The following is a 22,254-nucleotide window of genomic DNA, read 5'->3' as shown; positions in this document are numbered from 1 at the left end:
GACTTTTTAGGGAGCGCCTCGAATGCGACTGTCAAAAAAGCAAACCCCTAGTCCGAGAACAGAGGGGTTTTCATTTATCTGGATAGCTCTTTGAGAGCGTTATTGTCGACTCGGTTTTAGCTGTCCACGCCCAGATTCCCATTGGAGAGCAACTGTGCCAAAACTTTTGCATCGTTACTTCCATCTGCACCGAGGTCAACACCTTCAAGAATAATCTTTTGCGTGATTTCACCACCTGTTCCAGTTGGTCGAATACTGATCTCAGTATTGCCGCCAACGGTCGCGAAATCAAAGTAGCCATCTAGATTATTCGTGTCTACTCCGGAGCCGTCATGCTCTCCAACCAGAAGATCTGAAAGATTCAGAATATCACCACCATTCGATGCATCGAAATCCTTGATAACATCGATTGCCGGCGACTCGAGTGTACCTTCGTCGCCACTTTCCCAGACAAATGTATCGACACCGACAGTGCCATCTAGACTTGATGAGCTGTCACCATACATTACATCGCTGCCGGCACCACCGAATATAATGTCATCGCCGGCATTACCAACGATGTTATCGATTCCAGCATCACCCGCCATCACATCATCTCCTGTACCGCCAGTCAAAACACTGGCATCAGGCTGGATATTTACCAGGCCCAAAGTGGATGTAATGCTGTCTCCATCTGTGTCGGTCGCGGTTAGGTCAAAAGACATATTTAGGTCGGATCCAGCCTGGGTAGACTCAAATCCAAACCCACCCAAAGCGAAGTCTGAATCTGCTTCGTAGGAGATCTCCACAGCTTCAAAGGTAGATCCGACTGGATTTGTTACTGTAACAGTATCATCAGCGTCTAATCCCGACACAATCACGTCAGTGCCGCTAATTGAAACCGTGTAATCTGAACCAGCAGACAGGGTCACTCCGGTGGCGGATTTCACAACAACAGTAGCCAAAGCTAAACTAACGCTTGTACTTTCGCCTCCTAAATCGGTTTTGTCTCCTGCGTCGTCAAAGTCGAAGGCAGCAACCCTCAATGACGAGCTCCCACCACCTTTAGTTTGCATTACCGTGAACGTAACAGTGTCGGAGCTGTAATGGCTGTCGTAATCAAATCCACCGGCATCCCCTTCGCTGCGGGTTACTTCAACGTCTGTCCAAACACCCTGAATTTTCTCTTGAACAACTTCAGTCAGGTAACGCACATCAGTAACCATGTCCAGACGAACTGAGTCACCTGAGCCAATCCATTGGTTGGCGGCTCCAATATCTGTTGACGAGGTATTTACAGTATGCGCCCCCGCTGTGATCAAGATATCATTACTGTCAGGATTAGGATCAGTCACGTCCGTTATTGCAAACCCATCCCTATCGAAGGCAACCCATTCTTTGTTACCCGCAGGTGCTTTACTGAAGTCCGAGAAAGTAAACCCAGAGCCGTCATCGAGGGCTTTATCAAAATCGATAACATATTCGCCTGTTGCCTGATCTATCGCGATTTCAAAGACTTTCAAGCCTGAAACAGTAGTACCGACAAGTGTGCCAGTATCAAAGCCAGTCAACAGAATCTCACTCCCACCCGAAGTCATTCGGCCATTAGAATCGGTCAAATAAAAATCAGTACCTGAGACCTCTACGCTACCTCCGGTGGCTAGTGGTGTTGTGAATACAATAGACCTAACCCCATCCGCACCGATATTCTGAACAGCATCGAGACTTCCCTCAGCGTAGGCCGTTCCGCCATTGGATACATATACGGTTTCGGCACTGAATTGCGCGGGCGCGTCATCTGCAATCGAGATGGTTAAAGTCTTCGTAACTACACCACCTGCACCATCGTCGATAGTAATATCAAACGAATCCTCACTCGGAATTGTCGACTGATTATCAGCGCCGTCTTCATCAACAGCTGAGGTCAGTTCGTATGACCATTCCCACCGAGAGTCTTCAGAATTCCATGACACTGATGCTGTACCGTACTGGCCATCGCTCGTTACGGTCACATCTGAGCCACTACCAATAGTACCGTCTACATCGGAAAGTGTTATTACACCAGAATCCGTTCTAGCGGCAAGGCTAGGTGACGTTCCTGCGGCAAGACCAGACTCACTTACTGATCCGTTACCAACACTCATGACTGGATCGTCGTTTGTACCCGTAATGGTGATCGTAACGGTCTCCGTATCCGAGTCATTCGATGCGCCCGAATCGTCTTTCACAGTCACGTCATAGCTGAACGTCACTGTCTCGTCTTTGCTCAGGAACTGAACGTCAGTGTTTGCAACGCTGTAGTCCCAGCTATCAGAATCAGCACTAAAACCTGAAGTCAGCGCTGTAATCTGCGCCGCACTCAGCGTACCGCCCGACCAAACAACATCTGAGTTGTACGACTCTGTCACCGTGTGCGTATCCGCTGTATCAACATCGGCGAAGCTCAGTGTGCCGCTATCTGTGAGAGTCGGAGTCGCTGCATCTTCTGTTACACCGCCAGTCGCATCAACCGTCAGAATCGGTGCATCATTAGTGCCGGTAATCACAACCGTGATGTCTTGATCTACCGTACCACCGTTACCATCATCAATGGTCACTGTGTACACCTGAGTGATCGTGTCGCCTTCACGCATGAAGTCAACGGCCGCATCAGACACGCTGAACGCCCAACCGATCGTACCATCTGTATTATCAACGTTATCCGACAGCGTCAGCGAACCGAGCTCTGCAGAGCCTGAATACGACTTCGTCACAACAGTAGCATCGTGCGTATCTGTGCTATCTGCATCCGTGAAGGTGATCGTGCCTGAATCGCTCAGAGTACCGGTCAGCTCGTTCGCTGACAGGTCAGCAAGCTCTGTTACTGCACCGCTTGCATCGGTAGAACCACCAGCGATGACTGGGGCATCGTTTGTACCCGTAATGGTGATCGTAACGGTCTCCGTATCCGAGTCATTCGATGCGCCCGAATCGTCTTTCACAGTCACGTCATAGCTGAACGTCACTGTCTCGTCTTTGCTCAGGAACTGAACGTCAGTGTTTGCAACGCTGTAGTCCCAGCTATCAGAATCAGCACTAAAACCTGAAGTCAGCGCTGTAATCTGCGCCGCACTCAGCGTACCGCCCGACCAAACAACATCTGAGTTGTACGACTCTGTCACCGTGTGCGTATCCGCTGTATCAACATCGGCGAAGCTCAGTGTGCCGCTATCTGTGAGAGTCGGAGTCGCTGCATCTTCTGTTACACCGCCAGTCGCATCAACCGTCAGAATCGGTGCATCATTAGTGCCGGTAATCACAACCGTGATGTCTTGATCTACCGTACCACCGTTACCATCATCAATGGTCACTGTGTACACCTGAGTGATCGTGTCGCCTTCACGCATGAAGTCAACGGCCGCATCAGACACGCTGAACGCCCAACCGATCGTACCATCTGTATTATCAACGTTATCCGACAGCGTCAGCGAACCGAGCTCTGCAGAGCCTGAATACGACTTCGTCACAACAGTAGCATCGTGCGTATCTGTGCTATCTGCATCCGTGAAGGTGATCGTGCCTGAATCGCTCAGAGTACCGGTCAGCTCGTTCGCTGACAGGTCAGCAAGCTCTGTTACTGCACCGCTTGCATCGGTAGAACCACCAGCGATGACTGGGGCATCGTTTGTACCCGTAATGGTGATCGTAACGGTCTCCGTATCCGAGTCATTCGATGCGCCCGAATCGTCTTTCACAGTCACGTCATAGCTGAACGTCACTGTCTCGTCTTTGCTCAGGAACTGAACGTCAGTGTTTGCAACGCTGTAGTCCCAGCTATCAGAATCAGCACTAAAACCTGAAGTCAGCGCTGTAATCTGCGCCGCACTCAGCGTACCGCCCGACCAAACAACATCTGAGTTGTACGACTCTGTCACCGTGTGCGTATCCGCTGTATCAACATCGGCGAAGCTCAGTGTGCCGCTATCTGTGAGAGTCGGAGTCGCTGCATCTTCTGTTACACCGCCAGTCGCATCAACCGTCAGAATCGGTGCATCATTAGTGCCGGTAATCACAACCGTGATGTCTTGATCTACCGTACCACCGTTACCATCATCAATGGTCACTGTGTACACCTGAGTGATCGTGTCGCCTTCACGCATGAAGTCAACGGCCGCATCAGACACGCTGAACGCCCAACCGATCGTACCATCTGTATTATCAACGTTATCCGACAGCGTCAGCGAACCGAGCTCTGCAGAGCCTGAATACGACTTCGTCACAACAGTAGCATCGTGCGTATCTGTGCTATCTGCATCCGTGAAGGTGATCGTGCCTGAATCGCTCAGAGTACCGGTCAGCTCGTTCGCTGACAGGTCAGCAAGCTCTGTTACTGCACCGCTTGCATCGGTAGAACCACCAGCGATGACTGGGGCATCATTTGTGCCCGTAATCGTGATCGTCAGCGTCGCTGTGTCTGTACCACCGTTACCATCGCTCAGCGTGTAGGTGTAGGTCTCGGTCAACGTCTCACCCACTGCTAGGGCCTGAACTGCCGCATTGGTGTTGTCGATCGCGTAGCTGTAGCTGCCGTCAGCGTTAGTCAACGTCAGCGTACCGTACTGGTTCGCTCCGGTTGCATCGATGTTGCTTACAGTCAGCACATCGCTGATATCTGTATCACTGTCAACGCCATTACCGTCGTTGTCCGTGACCATGTTACCTGTCACTGGTGCCACTGCATCTTCTGCAATTGTGTTGCTGTTGGCTGTCGCCACTGGTGCATCGTTCGTACCAGTAATCGTGATCGAAAGAGTTGCATCAGACTCATCACCGTCAGCATCCTGCATGGTGTATCCCACTGTGAACACCAACGTGTCATCAGCCGTCAGCGCCTGTACCGATTCCAATGAGTTATCCAATGCGAAACTGTAGCTGCCATCCAAATTCAGTGACAACGTACCGTAATCAGACAGATCCAGACCGCCAGCAGTCTGCGCATCCGTTGCCGCCCACTCAACGAATATATCTGTATTGATTGCATCTGCATCAACACCCGTCACCTCGTCTGCACCCACAACATCGTTATCCAGAACATTACCAGTGAGCGTCAGGGTGCTGTCCTCTGTCAGAGAGCCTGTATTGTCATTCTCGGCACGCGGTGCATCATCACTGATATCGATCGTGATATACGCAGGAACCGAGCTCCAAGTGCCATCCGATGTCGTCACGGAGAACACTTCCTGAGTGCTCGCACCCACTTCATCGTCATCAACTGCACTGGTCAGCGTGTAGCTGTATGTCGCTACACCGTCGGTGTAATCCGTGATACTCAGCGTACCTTTGTCGCCGGTCACGGTCAGTGGTGATTCGGAAGATGCTCCGTTCAGCTCTGCAACAGTGAAGGTATCACTATCGATCGTAATCGATTCGATGTCATCCAGACCATCTGGATCCGCTACGGTAATCGTGCCACCGACTGTCGTCGCGGTTGAACCGATACCCGAGCCTGAAGTCAGACCAGCTTCGTAAACAGTATCGTTCGCATTATCTGTATTACCGCTATCTGTGCTGATCGTTGGCTTATCGTTGCTGCCATTGATCGTTACCACCAGCTCAGCCGTGTCGGTCTCACTATCACCGTCAGTGATGGTGTAAGTGAAGGTATCTGTCTCAGACTCGCCGTCATCCAGAGCACTCATATCTGCGGTCAGGGTGTAGGTGTACTGACCATCTGTGCCCAGTGTCAACGTACCGTAAGTACCCTGCAGCGCAACTCCGAGTGAGCCTGATGTACCTGTCGCATCTTCTGCCCCTGTGCGTACTGCCGTTACCGAAGCACCGTCTGCACCTGCAATATCCGCATCATTATTGGTACTTGCGTTGGTGGCACCGAATACGTTACCTGAAGTGGATGTATCGTCCTCACCCAGGCTATTCGCGTCATCATCAGCACGCGGTGCATCATCACTGATATCGATCGTGATAGACGCAGGATCCGAGCTCAAAGTGCCATCCGATGTCGTCACGGAGAACACTTCCTGAGTGCTCGCACCCACTTCATCGTCATCAACTGCACTGGTCAGCGTGTAGCTGTATGTCGCTACACCGTCGGTGTAATCCGTGATACTCAGCGTACCTTTGTCGCCGGTCACGGTCAGTGGTGAACCAGCAGTCGCCGCATTCAACTGAGCAAGCGTGAACGTATCGCTATCGATCGTGATCGATACGATATCATCCAGACCATCGGGGTCTGCAACGGTGATTGTGCCCGCCGCAACCACACTGCTTGCACTTGGTGACGAACCCGTAGCCAGGCCAGATTCATACACAACGTCGTTAGCACCCTCTGGGTTGCCGCTACTTGAAGTGATCGTAGGCTTGTCGTTAGTAGCGTTGATCGTCACGGTCAGGGTGGCGGTGTCGGTTACTCCATCCTGGTTCTCTGCTGTGTAGTCTGCTTCAACCGTCAGGCTCTCATCAGCATCCAACGCATTCACAGCCGCCTGACCCGCTGCGTTCAATGTCAATGTGTAGCTGCCGTCTTTGGCAAAATTAACTACACCTATTACTGTTTGACCGTCCGATGTAAACACATCCACCGCTTCCTGCTGAACCTTCAAAGCCTCTGCGTCTGGAGTTGGTTCTGTATCGTTCGTTAGGACATTGATCGATCCGGAGATTGTTAGTCCCGTCTCTAGTTCTGTTTCGGTGAAAGAATCTGCATCATTCGCTGCGATAATTGGATCAACTATCGTTGCCGTACCCAAGCCAACGCGCTCAACCTGATCTCCTTGATCATCCAAAAACTCTGCAGATACTTGGATTCTCACCGTTTCTGGGGACTCGATAACCTGATCTTGAGTAGTCTCGTACGCAACATAGAACTGCTCGCGACCACCCAACTCAAAGCTCAAGTTCTCATCCAGCGTGATCTCAACTTTTTCGCCAATATCGCTCAAGGTGTAGGCATGCAGGGTAGTCGGATCAAAGTCGTCTACGGGAGTCGCAGAAGCTCCGGAATTCGTGGGCCGCAGCGTGATAATTGCCCCTGCATCAATCTGCTCGGGATCAACAGTGACAGAGAATACGGCGTCGTTGCCTTCGTAATCTTGTTGGCCAACAACATTAAGAGCATCGTTATCGTAGATACGGATGGTACCCTGAGGGTCGCCAATAACTAGGTCATTCGCCTCGCCAACCACTTTTCCGGTAACACTTAGGAGGTCAATCAGAGCGAACTCTGTTGTTTCAATATTCAGGTCATCAATTATCGGTACACGGACAACGAATGAACTATCACCACTCGGGATGGTTATAGTGTATGTATCACTTGAATCTACATAGTCGTTACCTGAATTAATTGCGTCCGATGTTCCGCCAGTAGCAGAGAGATCGAGTAACTGGTAAGTGACTGTGACGTCACCATTTGCAGTAGCGCTGTTACCGTTCCTGTCGTGCAGAGTGATTGTGAGATCGGCGTAATCGTCAGACTCACTAACAACAGCGAAGTTGACATCAACATAGGGGACGTCAGATGGATCGTTATCGATAATTCCGGGCTGGACATTCTCAGTAAAGAAGTTCTCACCCTCAATCAACATATCTATGATTTCACGTGCTTCTTCAGTATTAGCTCCCTCATCTTCGACGTCATCCCATATCGGGATTCTAATCAGTACAGAATCACTACCAGCAGCCAAAGTGAATTCAAATATCGGGAGCGGCTTATCGTAGACATAGTCGCCGTTAACGTAGTTGTAAGTCTGAGGCAGGGTTGGCATATCAACCCAGGTATCACCGCCGTCGTTTGAGTACTGCACAGGAACCCGAAAATCATCCGAGTACTCGGCAAAGTTCTCGCCGCCGCCCTCGGGTGCAAACTTCACTGTAAGTTTTTGATCAGTCTCGAAAGTCAGGCTGCTTTTGATAGAGACAGTGTTGTACTCAACACTCTCATCCACATTTTCAACCTCTGCGGACAAGTGTGCTTTATACAGATCAAGAGGACGCACAGTAACCTGCACGTTAGCTGTCCAATCCCAGATGGTGTAACCAAAATTAAGTGTCTCCAGTGCGCCAGACTCTAAATCCTCAGCGCTCAGACCGTCTAAAGTTATTCTGCCTGTGCGGGTTATATCATCGTAGGTCACGGTTCCAACTGGATTATCAAAACCGGGTAGCGTTACGACCGCTTGAACATCGGTAATGTCCATATTGTTCGTCATAACTTGTTTACCGATTGAGTTTGCTAAGAGGCCTTCAGCATCAAACTCGATGTAATAGTTTCCTTCACTGTCCACTGGTAAATTGTTGGAGTAATACGTAATTACCCCGTCACCCGCATCGATGGTGTCCTCAATACGCTGCTCTGTTGATGCAGGGGCACGATCGCCAGCGAGATCCTCAATGGTCCCAACGACATGATCGATAGCGATCGTCTCGAAAACGTTTTGCATTCCATCTTCAGAGTTTGGATCCACTTCAGTCTGGCGAGTAAACTCTATTCCCTGAGTCGCGAGCGCTCTGGAAATCATTACCTTGTCGGCTGACTGGAGGTTTAGAATATCTCCCGTACGAGGGTCGACGTACTGCGAGAATGCCTCTCGGATTTCTGCTGTAATATTAATGTTTGATTCAAAAGCCTGCTCTGAATTTGAAACCTCATTAGTTTGGAAACCCTCTGAACCATTCGAGTCCTGAATATCGGAATCCAATGCTTGTAGAAATATTGCAGTGTTCTCTACCTGCCACTCATTAGTGTCTGCGAGCGTCAGGCCAGCGTTCAAGTCTTGGATGAACAGGTATGGTCCATCTATTTGGGAAGCAGGAAATTCAGCAACAATTACCGCTCCAATTTTAAATACCATAAACTCTGTTTCGGTATAAGAGAAAGAGCCGGGGGTACCGCGATCACCCGTTAAGCCGCTATTGGTGTAACTGCTGGCATCAGCGTCATAAGATGATTTACTATCATAGTTATAGTACTCAACTCCGTTAACAAAGTTATCTGTGAATTGAGCTGTATTGCGTCCATCTGTTGGTGCATCCGGGTCCTCCGGTGTGCTCAAAGTGAGGGCAGCCACAAAAGCCGGCTCTTCATTGAACGGTGTAATCGTCTGATTTAGGCCAACAGTATCAAACCCTGCTTCTGGGTTAACTTCTGCTGCGGTGCGCTCTAGGGTTACGAAGCTTGAGCCGCCATCTTCGGTTGGGGTTTCACCACCGGCTGCGGTTGCTTCGGCGTTTTGGGTTGGGTCTACGCCGGCTAGGATTGCAGCCTGGATGGCGTCGATGTCTGATGAAGCTGCTGCTGTTGGGTCAAAATCTTGTGTTGGGGTGTAGGTGTCGCTTGTTGCTACCCAGCTATCGCCGCCACCGATGGTGATTGGAGAGGCACCATCTACTGCGATTTGAATAGCTGAATCAGGCGATGTGCGGATGATTTCGCCTGGGTAAATTGAGTCGCCAGCAAGTAGTACCCGCTCGCTGCCATCTGCGGCTACAGCAACTGCGTTACCTGAGACTGAATTTACGGTACCTATAGGTGTAGATTGGAATTGAATCTGAGCGAGGGTTTGTGGGGTGAGTGCCTGTTCGGCTAGCCATTCACCTGCATTTGCAATTGAAACTGTTTCCCCGTTGGCTAGGGCTACTTCAATTTGAGCACCTTCAACTGTGCGAATCACTTCTGTGTTAAGAACCGCATCACCTAATTTTAGAATGCGCGAACTTCCGTCTTCTGCCACTGCAATAACTTGTCCAACGAGGGCATTAACGGTTCCAATTACAAAGCTCATGATATATCTCCAATCGATTTTGACCTGATGTAGCAAAAATTAGGCCAACTTGGAGTTTTGCGCATTGTACCCTGGTACTAGAAAACGGCTTTTTTTACCCTTTTTTTGAGTTAATTATTTCGCTTTTGTGCTTTAGGTGACAATTGCGACAGGCAGAGCCTGATTAACGAGCTTATGAATGCTCTGCTTTTGCTTGCTGAAGTCTCTGATAAACAGCCAACATTGATTGATGAGCCTTGAAGCTGTCGAGCGAACCGCCTGAAAGCGCTAGATCATCAAACAGCTGCTCTCCTTGTACCATCGCCTGAGCCTTAACAAAGGTCGCTTCACCATATAGAGCAATGAGCGGACGCTGGTAATGTGCTAAATCACGTTGATCATCGAGGGAGATAGTTAACAGCTGCGCTAGGCAGCGAATTAACGAGAGTCGCTCGCCACTTAGCTGACCTGAGCTGATTAGGGCATTGGCTAGATCCATTGCTAGCTCAGTGTCTTGCACTTTAAGCGCCAGCAGGATTTTAACCTCAAGCACACGAACAGAGTGCCAGAGAGTATCTTCATCAGTAGCGATTCCGATGAGCTCGGCAACGCGCTGAAGTTCATCTATTGCGCCCTGCTCTAGATCTTCTAATAGATCCTGCGCGGCATCGACATCAAGCTCATTTGCAAAACGCAACGCAGAACGCATCGCATTGCCCTGATTATTGTTTCGCCACACCAACTCATCAACTGGATAGATCTCGGACATACCTGGGACCAAAATGCGGCAGGTATATACCCCTAGATGCTCGTAGTCGGCGATATAGATCTCCATATCAACCTTATGGATGATGCGACAAAGTTCTGCAAACTCTGCTTCAGAATCCCCTTCGATGTTCCACTCAGTAAATGGATAGTCAGGCTCTTCTGCATACATATCCCAGGGCACAACGCCGCTAGAGTCTATGAAGTGCATCTCTAAGTTATGCGGTTCTGCTGCCTCTTCTATATCAAGGGTTGGGAGTGGGAAGTCGGAGAGTGCATCAAGAGCACGACCTTGTAGTAACTCTGTCACGGTACGCTCTAGTGCCACTTCAAACTTTGGATGGGCACCAAAGGATGCAAAACAGCCACCATCCTCTTTATTGAAGAGTGTCACATTGACCAATGGGTATTTGCCACCAAGTGAGGCATCGCGCACATCGACCACAAATCCATGTACACGCAGAGCTTTAATAGCTGCTTCGATACGTGGGTACTTAGCAATGACTTTTGCTGGTATACGAGGCAGCGTAATACCGGTTGAGATAATGGTGTTCTTGATATGACGTTCGAAGATTTCTGAGAGTGCCTGCACCCGCCCTTCAAACTTATTATTACCCGCTGCCATACCATTCGAAACGTAGAGATTGCCGAGCACGTTTACTGGGAACCAAACTGTTTCACCATCGCGCTGACGCTCAAACGGCAAGGCACACACGCCTCGATCAGCACGACCAGAGTTGAAATCTACCAGCATATCAGCGGTGAGCTCATCATCTGGGTCGTAGTGATTACGCGAGTGTTCGTCTAACAAACCCTCGGGCCAGTGTGCGCCCTTAGCAGGAAACCAGCGTTCGTTCGGGTAGTGGACAAAGTCGCTATCGGCAACCTCATCACCTAGAAAATAGTCTGCAAAGAAGTAGTTAGTACTGAGGCGTTCATAAAACTCACCCAATGCACTCGCTTGCGCTGCTTCTGGCGTTCCACCCTTACCGTTGGTGAACAACATTGGGCAGTTTTTATCACGAATATGGAGCGACCAAACATAAGGAACCGGGTTAAGCCAGCTCACCTCTTCGATATCAAATCCCAGGCTTTTTAAGCCCTCGCTCATGCGCGCGATTGACTCCTCAAGCGGGGCATCTTTACCTGGAATTTTGATCATTATTTGTTCTCTAAATTCTGTTGGGTTAACTGTAGCTAACCCTTTATTAATTCGGGAGATTATACCTGAAGCATTTCAAGTAAAAAGTTTGGTGTGATCGCTTGACGAATATCGCCCTCATCTCTAATATACGCGGCCTCACTTGAGCAGTTCCTCGATAGCTCAGTTGGTAGAGCAGTAGACTGTTAATCTATTGGTCGCTGGTTCGAGTCCAGCTCGAGGAGCCAATTCTCAAAGAGAAAAAGTCGGAGTATAGCGCAGTCTGGTAGCGCATCTGGTTTGGGACCAGAGGGTCGGGGGTTCGAATCCCTCTACTCCGACCACTTTTTCTCAGCTCACTCTTCACCACGAAGAGACTCGTCGGAGTATAGCGCAGTCTGGTAGCGCATCTGGTTTGGGACCAGAGGGTCGGGGGTTCGAATCCCTCTACTCCGACCATTAAACACTACAAAATCACCTCATACATCGCATCTAATTCAGTACTCTGAATCATACACTCGTGCCTATTTGGTCGGTGTAGAGGGTGAACGATCCCCCGTGGGTTCGACAAAACACAAAGTGTTTTGGACCGCCGAAGGCGCCCGCAGGGTCATTAGATCGCGCAAGCGAGGTAATGAGTCTATCCCTCTGTAATCTTCGCGGCTTCGCGTTGCGAATGCGCTCCTACCTGAACCAAGAAATCACTATCCGCACAAGATTCAATTCAGTACTCTGAACCGTACACTCGTGCCTATTCGGTCGGAGTTGAGGGTGAGAACCCCCGAAGGGGGTCGCCAAAATTGTCTGGAACAATTTTGAACTGACTTCAGTCAGGGCCTGAAAGGCCGAGGGCATGGATAGCCCGAGTATCAATTGCGCCAGCAATTGAGACCGCCAAAGGCGCCCGCAGGGGCATTAGATCGCGCAAGCGAGGCAATGAGTCTATCCCTCTATATTCTTCGCGGCTTCGCGTTGCGAATGCGCTCCTGGAGTCATGGGGTCAGAGTAGTCTAATAAGACTACTCTGACCCCGATGTTTTAACCCCCAATGTTTATTCATTCCAACATCAAAGCATATGGGCGCTCTAAGTCAGCGACCAACTTACCTAAGCTAAATGCCTTTACCTCTTCTAAAAAGAGCTGACCTTCGAAATAGACTCTTACTACAGGTAGGGAGAATACAGATGCTTGTGCGCCTAGTTCTGGATAGGTCTGGCAGTCTGCGTAGAGGGTTTTCATCTCTGGGTAGTTCTGCTCTATCAACTTCTCTAACTGGGGCTTAATCGCTTGGCATATTCCACAATTGATACCACCAAACAGAACCAATACAGCTTGGTTCAATTGGATCTGATCTATTAGCTCTTGATGGGTGGTTAGATTAATCATGCTTAGGGTTTCCACTGGAGTCTTACCACTGACCCCGAAAATATATTCGCGGCTTCGCTTTGCGCATGCGTGCCTACGGGAATTTTTGAAGCCGCTTAGCCTTACAGGCTAGCTCCTACGAGCCGTATCCATGGGGTCAGAGTAGTCTAATAAGACTACTCTGACCCCGATATTTTAAACTTTTTTAACTTTTTTGCGCTTAGAAACAACCTGAGTCTTATCTGTCATATCTGCGCACTTTACATGTACAAAAAACGAACTATGGTGCAGTAAAGAAGATAGATTCAGGAGGCGTTATGTTTCGCTTAGCTGCAATTATGTCAGGTGCCGTTGCCGGTACTTACTTAGCGGTATCCTACCTGGTATCACCTCTATTGGAGTACACCAATGAGGTATTAGTAAAAATGGATGCAGAGCAACAGATTAAAGAGCAGCAGCTTGCGATTTTAACCGGTGCTGACCCGACCATTATCATAAGCCCCACCGCGGCAGGCCCAAAAGTGGTCGATAACACTCCTACCAACTGCAACACCGGGTTTGTTAGAACAGATAAGTTCGGAGAGATTCAAGGTGAGACTGTGATGCGTTTTAACTACCAAGAGAAGGAGCATGCGTTTGTCTTACTCGATCACGAAACGCTCTACTTTAATCGCACCGGAAACAGCTGTTTTAGCCAAAAAAGCTATGACCGCGAGCTTCACCAAATCGGCATGAAAATACTCTACAGCTGTAGCGATAAAGATACCGAAATAAACTGCCTTCAGTAGTCCTTAACGCACGCCTCTCTTAAGGTATTTAAGTACACCTGAAGAGAGGATCCCCGAAAGGATAATTACTGCGGATCCAATCAGTGTCCAGATATCTGGAAGGTCTGCGAAGAAGAGCCAGCCCCAAATCGAACTCCACAAAATCAGGGTGTACTGCATGGGTGAAAGTATCACCGCCAAGGCAACATCCAACCCTCTAATCAAAAAGAACTCCGCAAATCCAGCTGCACCTGCTAGTACCAACAGCAACCCTAACTCTTCCATCGTGGTCGGGGTTTGCCAAACAAAGGGCATAATCACACCCAGCGAAAGAACAGATACCGTACCACCGTAGGCAACCGTCGTTGAACTGCTATCGGAACCTGCAATTAACCTAGAGACTATCTGGCGCATCGCAAAAGCTACTGACGACAAGAGTATAAAAATAACTGCTGGCTGGAAGACGCCTGAACTAGGTCGAATAACAATCAACGTCCCGATGAAAGCACCCACTATGCCCAATAACTGCTTCTTGGTAAGACGCTCTTTTAGCACCAAAGCACCGATAATGATGACAATAAAAGGCGCAACAAAGGTAACAGCCACAGCATCAGCCAAGGCCATATGCGCAATCGCAAATATAAACAGTACCGGGGTGATAGCACTCATTAAGCCACGGAAAACTTGGGTTCCAAGATGGTTAGTCTTATAGATACCAGGCCCTTTCAAAACCAGCAGAATCAATACCCCGGTAAACAGCCCTAACTGCCTAAACCAGGCGATTTGCGTGGCATGAAAGTGGTTAGTAAGCATCTTTGCAGCCACATCCGAGACTGAGAAACAGAAAAAACCTAAGCACATAAGAGCGATACCAAGTGCGGTGTTCTGGGTGTGCTGGGATTTTTGATCGGTGCTCATCTAGGGAACCTGCGAATAAGAGATAATTTGACGTTGGTCGCATCAAATAGATTAGCGGCAGTGTAAAGTGGAATCTCTATTAAAAATAGTAAATTGATTCGATTTTTTTGATTCGCTCCCATCGTGTTACCATACCCCGAAATCATTTGGAGTGATCTTATGAACACCGCGTTGAAAGGCTTAATCGTGATCGCCTCAATCCTGACACTGCAGGGTTGCGTACTCACCAAGGTTGTCACAGTTCCTATGCGTATAGGCGGTGCTATCGTCTCTGTCGTTCCTGTCGTGGGTGAACCCGTTGATGAAGCAATTGATACAGTTGCAGATGGTATCGACGAGATTCCGATTTAACCCTTACGTACCACCCTCTCTCTGCTTCCTACCTTGTCCTGTCCTGCTTGTTCTGGACTGGTTGCCCTAACCTATATCAATCTTTGAAGTCTATTCAGGGCAAAAATTGCTATGGATCATAAGAACAACAGGTTCTTGTAGCAGCTTTTATTATTCCCGCTAGAGTACAGACATTGGATCGAATGGAGAGTCGACAATGTTACCTAGTGTGAAAAATATTCTTTACGCATCAGATCTTGGTGAGGGTTCGCGCCCTGCATTTCGCCACGCTGTAAAAATGGCAAACCTATACGGTGCCAAACTCACCTTTCTTCATACCCTAGAACAGGTAAGTGATGGAGCTAAGGGGGTGTTACAGAATGTAATTGACCGCGAAACTCTTGAGCAGTTGGAGCGCGAAGGTGCCGAGCGCATGATCAACAAGATCAAAGAGCGCATCGAAAAGTTTATCTTTGATGAGATTGACGACCCTAGTCAACGCCCACCAAGCGTTGAAGCAGTTGTTGAACAGGGTACGCCTTGGCGCACAATTACCGATACCGCTGACAAGATGAATGCCGACATGATTGTTATGGGTGTGCGAACCCACTCAACACTACAGCACATGCTGTTAGGCTCTACCTCTCAGAAGGTCATTAGCCACAGCATGATTCCGGTTTTAGTGGTACCACTACCACCGCGTTAACGGTTGTAGAAGACCTGACTGAATTTGTGATCTAACACCCCTTCACTCCCTTCCAACGGGGTGTTAATCGCAAATTGCATCTCATTTCCGTGCACAAATTGGAAATTGGTGGTGTAGATAACCCGTGTACTCTCATACATCTCTTTCATGGTAAGCGTCTGATCAAGCCCGCCACCCGTCACATGTACCTGTGGATTAACAAATTCTAGTGACTGAAAACTTGCCGGATTAACACAGGTCACGGTCAGATAACCAAGCGAAGGTTCTTTTCTAAAACCATATAGATCAGCTACCGCTGAGGATAGCTCAGCAGTTGAAGAGGCGTAGATCTTCACTTTACAGGGTGCATCTTCTGCTTGAGCAGCCTGATTAACCAGAAGTACCAAGGGCAGAAGTAGATGTTTAATGTTCATTTATCGTCCTAAAGAGTAAAACTCATCATTCGGTCGCAGACTCATAACATTTGCCATGCGATTTGAAAATCCAAACAGCCCTGTTATAGCCGTGATGTCCCAGATGTCGTCCGCATTAAAGCCATGGCTGCGCAACAGTTCAAAATCAGCTTCACCTACTGCATTGGCCTCTTTAGCGACCTTAAGTGCAAAGTCGAGCATCACTCGCTGTTTCAATGTGATATCAGCTTTACGGTAGTTAGCGACTATCTGATCTGCAATCAGTGGATCTTTTGCTCGAATACGTAAAATCGCGCCATGCGCAACAACACAATATTGGCACTGGTTATAGCTACTGGTAGCCACAACGATCATCTCACGCTCCGCTTTGGTAAGGTTTCCCTCGCGCTCCATCAATGCATCATGGTAGGCGATAAACGCTCTAAACTCTGCAGGGCGCGCCGCTAATGCAAGAAACACATTAGGAACAAAACCACTTTTCTCCTGAACAGATAGAATCAATTCACGAATATCCTCTGGGATATCAATCATTTCAGGTATTGGAAAGGCACTAATCGGCGAAGAGTTCGTCATTGATTAAGGAGCTCCGAATTAATAACATCTGGAAACATAAAATATGTTAGATTAAACGTCATTCGCAAGAACAAAGAATCAATCAGTAACTGATACTTACACTTACGATGTAACTATACTGCTATCAAGAGTGAAACTATTAATGACAGATTCAAACGCCAAATTAAATATCGCTGTAATCGACGACGACCAGTTCACTCGTGATTTTGCGAAATCGGCACTCTCATCAATTGCGAATGTTTCACGATTCTCATCTGGTGAAGAGTTTGTTAGCTATTACGAGGGTAGCAAACCATCCCTCGACCTTATGGTCATCGACATAGTTTTGGGTGGCATGAATGGCATCGAACTGACCAAATATGTGCGCGCCAACATCAAAGAGCACCACATCCCTGTTATCTTGTTCTCCAGCCATAACAATTACGAGATGGAGCGAATCGCGTTTGAAGCAGGCGCATCCCTAACCATCCCTAAAGGGCTATCTGCGCAACTTTTCCGAATGAAAGTTGAGGCGATCATTGCATTAGCTAAATCTTAGCTTACTAAATAACTGGCACGATTCCTGCTTAATCTCCTAGGAATAGTTTTTCTTAGGAGAATAGGATGTATAACAAAACTACTAACACCGACTCATCTAAACCGGTTCACTCCCTAACCGCACGGGTACCCATTGCGACACACGAGCCTGAAATAGATCTTCGCCACCTGCCACAACTTGCACGCACCTTGATGCTGGAGCACATCGACCACCCTGCCGTTGTCGAAGCGACAGAAAAGGCGTTTAACGGCCAGATATCCCAGTCAGAACTCTATCGCACCATTAAAATTGCAGAGCGAGAGCTCCAGCATGAGATCGCCCCCCTTCTGACACCAAACATACTTAGTCAAATGGTGGAGTGGGTTCTGTCAGTCATCGAATCGGGGATCGAGAGGACTGAGCGCGCCTTCTTTTTCGAATGCAAACTGATTGAACAACTCGCCCACACACCTAACCCAATCGCAGTAAAAGCGGTTGCACAATCGTTAGATCTCACAACCTCTCAATATCTACACCGCTCTCCGATACGTTCTCGATCGCGCATTTAGATATTTGTACTACCCTTATTAAACGATTGAGAAAATAGGCAGAAATTGTGGAAGATTTAGTTCTTTGTCGGGATATTCATAAAACACGAATCGTCTTCTATTGGGAGACTGAGTGCTGCAGAAAGAGTAGCCCTCTCTTTGCCAATAAAGAGTTGGCGTGCGAGTGGTGGCGCATGATGTCACAACGCCAATACAAAGGTGAAGAGCGACGCATCAGCACCTTTGATCGCCGCAAAAACAGTACTAAACGCGATCATATGATCCTTGAAGGGCATCAATTAACGAAACGTGGAAGACGATCCACAGATCGAAGACCTCTACTAAGCTATAACAATGCTCGAGTTAAGTTGGAGAGCATTCAAGCTAGATTGGCAGAGCGTAATCAGAGTGATATCGTGCAGGAATGAATAGAGATACAACCGTTGAAATCGTCCGCTTTCCAGAGGTGCAAATTGCCTATATGGAACATCAAGGCCTAGTAACTGAACTTGGACGCACCATCGGTAAGATGATTGCATTTCGCAAAGCAAATGGCTTCTCACCTAGCAAAGGCCATCGCACTTACGCCCTCTTCTACCCACCCAATCAATCTGCCGTTCACCAGAACCCAGGACAACCACCAGAGCAACGAGTTGAACTGGCATTCTCTGTAGAGAGTGAAATTAGCGATGCAGATGCAGGAGTAAAGCCCGGTTTTATAAGTTCTGGGCGATATGCACGTGCACAGTACCAAGGTCCTAGGGAAAACATCCCGATGGTTGAGTGGTTAGTGACCTCTTGGCTACCTAATAGTGGCGAAGAAGATAGCGGTGGGCCGGTGATTCTTCAGTTTCTAGATACAGACCCAAACACAGCACCTGAAGCACTACTTACTGACATCTATCTACCATTAAAATCATAGACTTAGGAATAATAGCCTAAAGATGTGTTGAGGCAATTCAGTAACTGTTGTCCAATCGTATACATAGTACGAATGGATTGTTATGAAGAAGATTCTCTGCATCGACGATGCGACATATACACTAGCAAGCATTAAAGAGGCTCTTTCGGATGAGTTTGAGGTTCTGCTTGCGCGTGATTCACAGTCCGCTATTCAACAGGCTATGGATGAAGAGATCGATCTAATCATAATCGACCCACAAATCGATAAAGAGGATGGGATTGAGCTACTCAACTATCTCGCCCACTCAGAGCCTAAATACTTAGAGACCCCTATCATTGTCCTGACCGCCACTTCAGATGAAGCGCAGCAAGAGAAGCTATCTCGCTTTAATGTAGAGGCGATACTGAATAAGCCTTGCGTGGTGAGTAAACTGCGTCGCAATATTGACGACGCTTTTATACGCAGAAAACTAAACCAAAACAGCCCAAGCTTTTAAAATAGCCTCTTTAGTAATCGGCTTAGGGAGTGCAATATTCGCACCCGCATCAATGAGCTGATCTACCTCTGTACCAACTGTTGCTGCCGATACACCAAGTATAGGAATATCACTCCCCAAAGAACGGATGTTTTCACATAGCTGATAACCGTTCATAACTGGCATAAAGATATCTGTAATTACTAGGTCAAACTCACCTGCTTCAAACGCTTTAAATGCCATTTCCCCATTATCATGAAGTGATGCCGTTGCACCCATCTCTTCCAACAACTTTTTGGTGAGTGTCCGAAGCATTAGATTATCTTCTGCTACCAATACTCGTTTACCTTCTAGGGTCCGATCTGGCTGCTCGTTTTCAACTGCTCCTGAAGTATCAGTAGCATTTGACAACTCAATTTCCGCTATAAAGGTAGCGCCACCAAGTCTCGAAGTCCCCAGGGTTAAATCCCCATCTGAACCTCGCAGAATTTCGCGACAGATATGTAAACCAAGCCCCGTACCATCAGCCGTTGTATCGCCGCGAACGAAGGGTTGAAGTAGCTCTTCGAATTGATCCTCTGCAATACCTTTACCGTCATCACTTACCGCGACCATTAGCCGTCCATCATTCACTGAAAGATCAATCTCAAGCTGACTAGGGTTGGCATGAATCAGTGCATTCTTAACAAGATTTGTAACAACCTGACGTAAGCCTCGCAAATCAAACTTATACCATTTACCTGAAGCTTCATCAGACGTGATAGACAGTTTAATTCCATCAACATCGATGCGTTGACGAAGCGTAGTAATGCCCCCTTCCACCACCTGAAGTGGAACGCCGTTACTAAAGACTCTATGAGTCAAAAGATCAGGCTCTACCACTGCACGTAGATCGTCCAATACGGACATTAGATGATCTGTCGTGTTGCGAATCTCTTGTGAATAGGGCCCTTTCGCCTCACTCTTTTGTGCGTCCAACATCATCTTCAAAGAAGCAGCAGGTGTACGCAATTCGTGGCCAATTACACCGAATAGCTGACGTTGACGTTCTGCAAACTGCTCCATACGGGCTAACGCATCCGACTTCTCTTGAATCAAACGCTCCTGCTCTGTGACATCATAAGCACTACCCGTGATCGCAGTTAAAGTATCGCTCTCAAACTCTGGACGCACATGTAACAGCACATTTTTAATCGATCCATCTGGCATCAATAAACGACGGGAGTGTGTTGTTGCCTCCCGAGTTTTGCGAGCATCCATACGCTCTTGGTGGTACTTTTCTAGAAAGGCGGGGTCAAATCTTGACGCAGTATCTTTCATCGTAATCTTCGGATACTGATCTTTTGAAAGTTGGAAAATCTCCCTATAAGTATCATTACATTCATATACATCATTGATGATGTCATGCGAAAAGAGACCTATCTCTCCAGCATTTGCCACATCGTTTAATCGCTTTAGCAGCATTTCGGTCTTTTTGTATGCTGATACCAGCTCATGCTGCTGATTGAGGTCTTGGGTGATATCACGAGATAGCTGAAGACGCATAAGATCTCCGTTCTCGTTGCGATATTCGGAAATCACCATATTTCGAACCCATTTGGGTTCATCCCAAGCATCGATTGTTAGAGGGTACTCAACAGGTTCATTCAATTTAGACAAACTCTCTTGCACAGCCTCTCGAAATTCAGGGCGTGTTCTGGCAAGACGAGCGGACCCAACATAAGGTGCTTCACCTTCGTCAATTTCAGGCGCAATAATAAACCGACCTGTTTGTTGGGTTACGTTCTCTTCAAACAGTACGATTTTGGCGAAATCCATCGCCGTTTTGAGTTGTTGAATCCGTTGTTCAGAGACCTCTGTTAGATGTTGCTGTATCTCATAAGCTCTCTCTTTTTGAATATGAACTTGTCTCTCACGAAGTAGTACAAGGGTCAGTGCTGATAAAACCACTAGCGCAGCACCAGCACCGATTTCTGTAAGTTGCTCCGCATCAAGAAGTAACTCTGGTGAATTAACCAGCACTGCGGTCTCAGGAAGATTCTCCAGTTGCAAACCCCATTTATTTGCCTTCTGATAATCAAAAAAGTAGTGTGGCTTAGCAGCGTTCAAACTCTCATCAATTAGGTATGCCATATCGATAATCTTTCGACCTAAATCTTTTGCATGTACAACATAACCACCGACCGAACCTGCTCGCATTAGGGTACTTTGGACACTGAAGAGCGGAGCCGTATTTAACTCTGTAATCTCTTTAACCAAGAGAACAGGCAAGCCTTCACTAGTAATAGAGTCGGTAGTTCGCCCTAAGTAAAGAATGGCACTATTGGCAGGGACATTTGCCAAGGTATCTACTATCTCTTGATTGGTATAAGCATCATCCAGAAGTTCTAATTCAAATTGAGATTCATACTCAAATGACCAGGTATCCTCTACCTCGGTCCGTCTTGAACTTGGCAAAATGGCATAGACTCGTTCAACCTCTGGCATAGTCCTAGTGATGGTCTCGAAACCCTTAGCGAAATTAAACATCTCATTTTTAGAAAAACCAGCGATAGCTTGTGAACTCACATTGACTGCATTGATTTTGATTGGTGCTCCTAAAAGCTCATTTACCCTGTTAGCCACCCAAAGCGCGGCGTTGTTTTCGGCAACAATAAGATTGGGGTAGTGCCCTTGGTGTTTCATTACAAGAGCCTGTGCAATCTCATCAAGTCGCTGGCTGTTACCAGTGCGGTATGCATCTATCCTTTCAATAAATACATTGCGTTGCAGATGTTCGACACTTTCATTGATCAATTCAAATGTGCGCTCATCCATACCGCGCGCAAGCTCTGCATACCAAGGAATCTGCTCATGGCCAGAAAGAAGAATCCACACCTCATCGTGCTGCTCTGCACTCTTAGTGTGAAGATTAGCATTCGCATAGTTGCCAATAAGTAGCGCACCAATCATAAAAAGCAGTTTCAGAGAACTTGAATAAACGCCTTTGATAAACCGATATTTTTTCATAAAAAACATAGCCTTATAAAAAATTTAGCTGAGTTAATTTATTTTAAATATGCAAGCATCATGCCAAAAAATGCCGACGAAATTAGTTT

15 protein-coding genes and 3 tRNA genes are annotated in these 22,254 nt (G+C 47.7%); 11 read left to right on the top strand and 7 right to left on the bottom strand.

What is annotated here, in order from left to right; translation table 11 throughout:
* Nucleotides 1–116 precede the first annotated feature (116 nt).
* Together HH196_RS02130 and ycaO are read right to left on the bottom strand one after the other, a co-directional pair.
* Nucleotides 117–9,755, bottom strand: a complete 9,639-nt coding sequence (locus HH196_RS02130) for a retention module-containing protein (protein ID WP_169450448.1) — start codon at nucleotides 9,753–9,755, stop codon at nucleotides 117–119.
* Nucleotides 9,756–9,927: 172 nt separating this feature from the next.
* Nucleotides 9,928–11,661, bottom strand: a complete 1,734-nt coding sequence (gene ycaO, locus HH196_RS02125; protein ID WP_169450447.1) for a 30S ribosomal protein S12 methylthiotransferase accessory factor YcaO — start codon at nucleotides 11,659–11,661, stop codon at nucleotides 9,928–9,930.
* A gap of 151 nt (nucleotides 11,662–11,812) precedes the next feature.
* Between ycaO and HH196_RS02120 the strand changes: the two genes are divergently transcribed.
* From HH196_RS02120 to HH196_RS02110, 3 genes are all read left to right on the top strand, one after another.
* Nucleotides 11,813–11,888: transfer RNA gene (locus HH196_RS02120), tRNA-Asn, on the top strand.
* Between the two features lie 19 nt (nucleotides 11,889–11,907).
* A tRNA-Pro gene (locus HH196_RS02115) sits at nucleotides 11,908–11,984 on the top strand.
* A 38-nt stretch (nucleotides 11,985–12,022) separates the two neighbouring features.
* Nucleotides 12,023–12,099 (top strand) — tRNA-Pro (locus HH196_RS02110).
* 597 nt (nucleotides 12,100–12,696) lie between these two features.
* Here HH196_RS02110 and HH196_RS02105 read toward each other — a convergent pair.
* On the bottom strand, nucleotides 12,697–13,026 hold the full coding sequence (locus tag HH196_RS02105; protein ID WP_169450446.1) for a co-chaperone YbbN: 330 nt from the start codon (nucleotides 13,024–13,026) through the stop codon (nucleotides 12,697–12,699).
* A gap of 296 nt (nucleotides 13,027–13,322) precedes the next feature.
* Here HH196_RS02105 and HH196_RS02100 point away from each other — a divergent pair, with 296 nt between their 5' ends.
* Nucleotides 13,323–13,793 (top strand): hypothetical protein, encoded by a 471-nt coding sequence (locus HH196_RS02100; RefSeq protein ID WP_169450445.1) that lies wholly within the window; start codon nucleotides 13,323–13,325, stop codon nucleotides 13,791–13,793.
* 3 nt (nucleotides 13,794–13,796) lie between these two features.
* On the opposite strand, the gene HH196_RS02095 is transcribed toward HH196_RS02100, so the two are convergent.
* Nucleotides 13,797–14,690, bottom strand: a complete 894-nt coding sequence (locus tag HH196_RS02095) for a DMT family transporter (protein WP_169450444.1) — start codon at nucleotides 14,688–14,690, stop codon at nucleotides 13,797–13,799.
* Between the two features lie 159 nt (nucleotides 14,691–14,849).
* Here HH196_RS02095 and HH196_RS02090 point away from each other — a divergent pair, with 159 nt between their 5' ends.
* Both HH196_RS02090 and HH196_RS02085 read left to right on the top strand, forming a co-directional pair.
* Nucleotides 14,850–15,041, top strand: a complete 192-nt coding sequence (locus tag HH196_RS02090; RefSeq protein WP_169450443.1) for a DUF6726 family protein — start codon at nucleotides 14,850–14,852, stop codon at nucleotides 15,039–15,041.
* Nucleotides 15,042–15,237: 196 nt separating this feature from the next.
* Complete coding sequence (locus tag HH196_RS02085; protein ID WP_169450442.1) at nucleotides 15,238–15,726, top strand: universal stress protein; 489 nt, start codon at nucleotides 15,238–15,240, stop codon at nucleotides 15,724–15,726.
* Here the strand turns inward: HH196_RS02085 and HH196_RS02080 are convergent.
* Nucleotides 15,723–16,139, bottom strand: a complete 417-nt coding sequence (locus tag HH196_RS02080) for a DUF4426 domain-containing protein (protein ID WP_169450441.1) — start codon at nucleotides 16,137–16,139, stop codon at nucleotides 15,723–15,725. The genes HH196_RS02085 and HH196_RS02080 overlap by 4 nt on opposite strands.
* Entirely contained in the window at nucleotides 16,140–16,712 is a 573-nt protein-coding gene (locus HH196_RS02075; RefSeq protein WP_169450440.1) for a peroxidase-related enzyme, read from the bottom strand. It lies immediately after the preceding gene.
* A gap of 142 nt (nucleotides 16,713–16,854) precedes the next feature.
* Here HH196_RS02075 and HH196_RS02070 point away from each other — a divergent pair, with 142 nt between their 5' ends.
* From HH196_RS02070 to HH196_RS02050, 5 genes are all read left to right on the top strand, one after another.
* Nucleotides 16,855–17,250: a response regulator gene (locus HH196_RS02070; protein WP_169450439.1), complete on the top strand. Its 396-nt coding sequence runs from the start codon at nucleotides 16,855–16,857 to the stop codon at nucleotides 17,248–17,250.
* Between the two features lie 65 nt (nucleotides 17,251–17,315).
* Nucleotides 17,316–17,798 carry a hypothetical protein gene (locus tag HH196_RS02065; RefSeq protein ID WP_169450438.1) on the top strand — a complete coding sequence of 161 codons (483 nt, stop codon included), beginning with the start codon at nucleotides 17,316–17,318 and terminating at the stop codon, nucleotides 17,796–17,798.
* Between the two features lie 47 nt (nucleotides 17,799–17,845).
* Nucleotides 17,846–18,205 carry a hypothetical protein gene (locus HH196_RS02060; protein WP_169450437.1) on the top strand — a complete coding sequence of 120 codons (360 nt, stop codon included), beginning with the start codon at nucleotides 17,846–17,848 and terminating at the stop codon, nucleotides 18,203–18,205.
* Entirely contained in the window at nucleotides 18,202–18,699 is a 498-nt protein-coding gene (locus HH196_RS02055) for a GyrI-like domain-containing protein (RefSeq protein WP_169450436.1), read from the top strand. Before HH196_RS02060 ends, HH196_RS02055 begins: the two co-directional genes overlap by 4 nt.
* A gap of 82 nt (nucleotides 18,700–18,781) precedes the next feature.
* Nucleotides 18,782–19,177, top strand: coding sequence for a response regulator (locus HH196_RS02050; protein ID WP_169450435.1), 396 nt, complete (start codon nucleotides 18,782–18,784; stop codon nucleotides 19,175–19,177).
* Here the strand turns inward: HH196_RS02050 and HH196_RS02045 are convergent.
* Nucleotides 19,151–22,165, bottom strand: a complete 3,015-nt coding sequence (locus HH196_RS02045; protein ID WP_169450434.1) for an ATP-binding protein — start codon at nucleotides 22,163–22,165, stop codon at nucleotides 19,151–19,153. The genes HH196_RS02050 and HH196_RS02045 overlap by 27 nt on opposite strands.
* Between the last annotated feature and the right edge of the window lie 89 nt (nucleotides 22,166–22,254).

The organism is Marinobacterium sp. LSUCC0821 (assembly GCF_012848475.1).
Taxonomy (GTDB): Bacteria; Pseudomonadota; Gammaproteobacteria; order Pseudomonadales; family Balneatricaceae; genus Marinobacterium_E.
The sequence above is the reverse complement of the archived record's forward strand: the minus strand, read 5'-3'. Positions and strand labels throughout refer to the sequence as shown.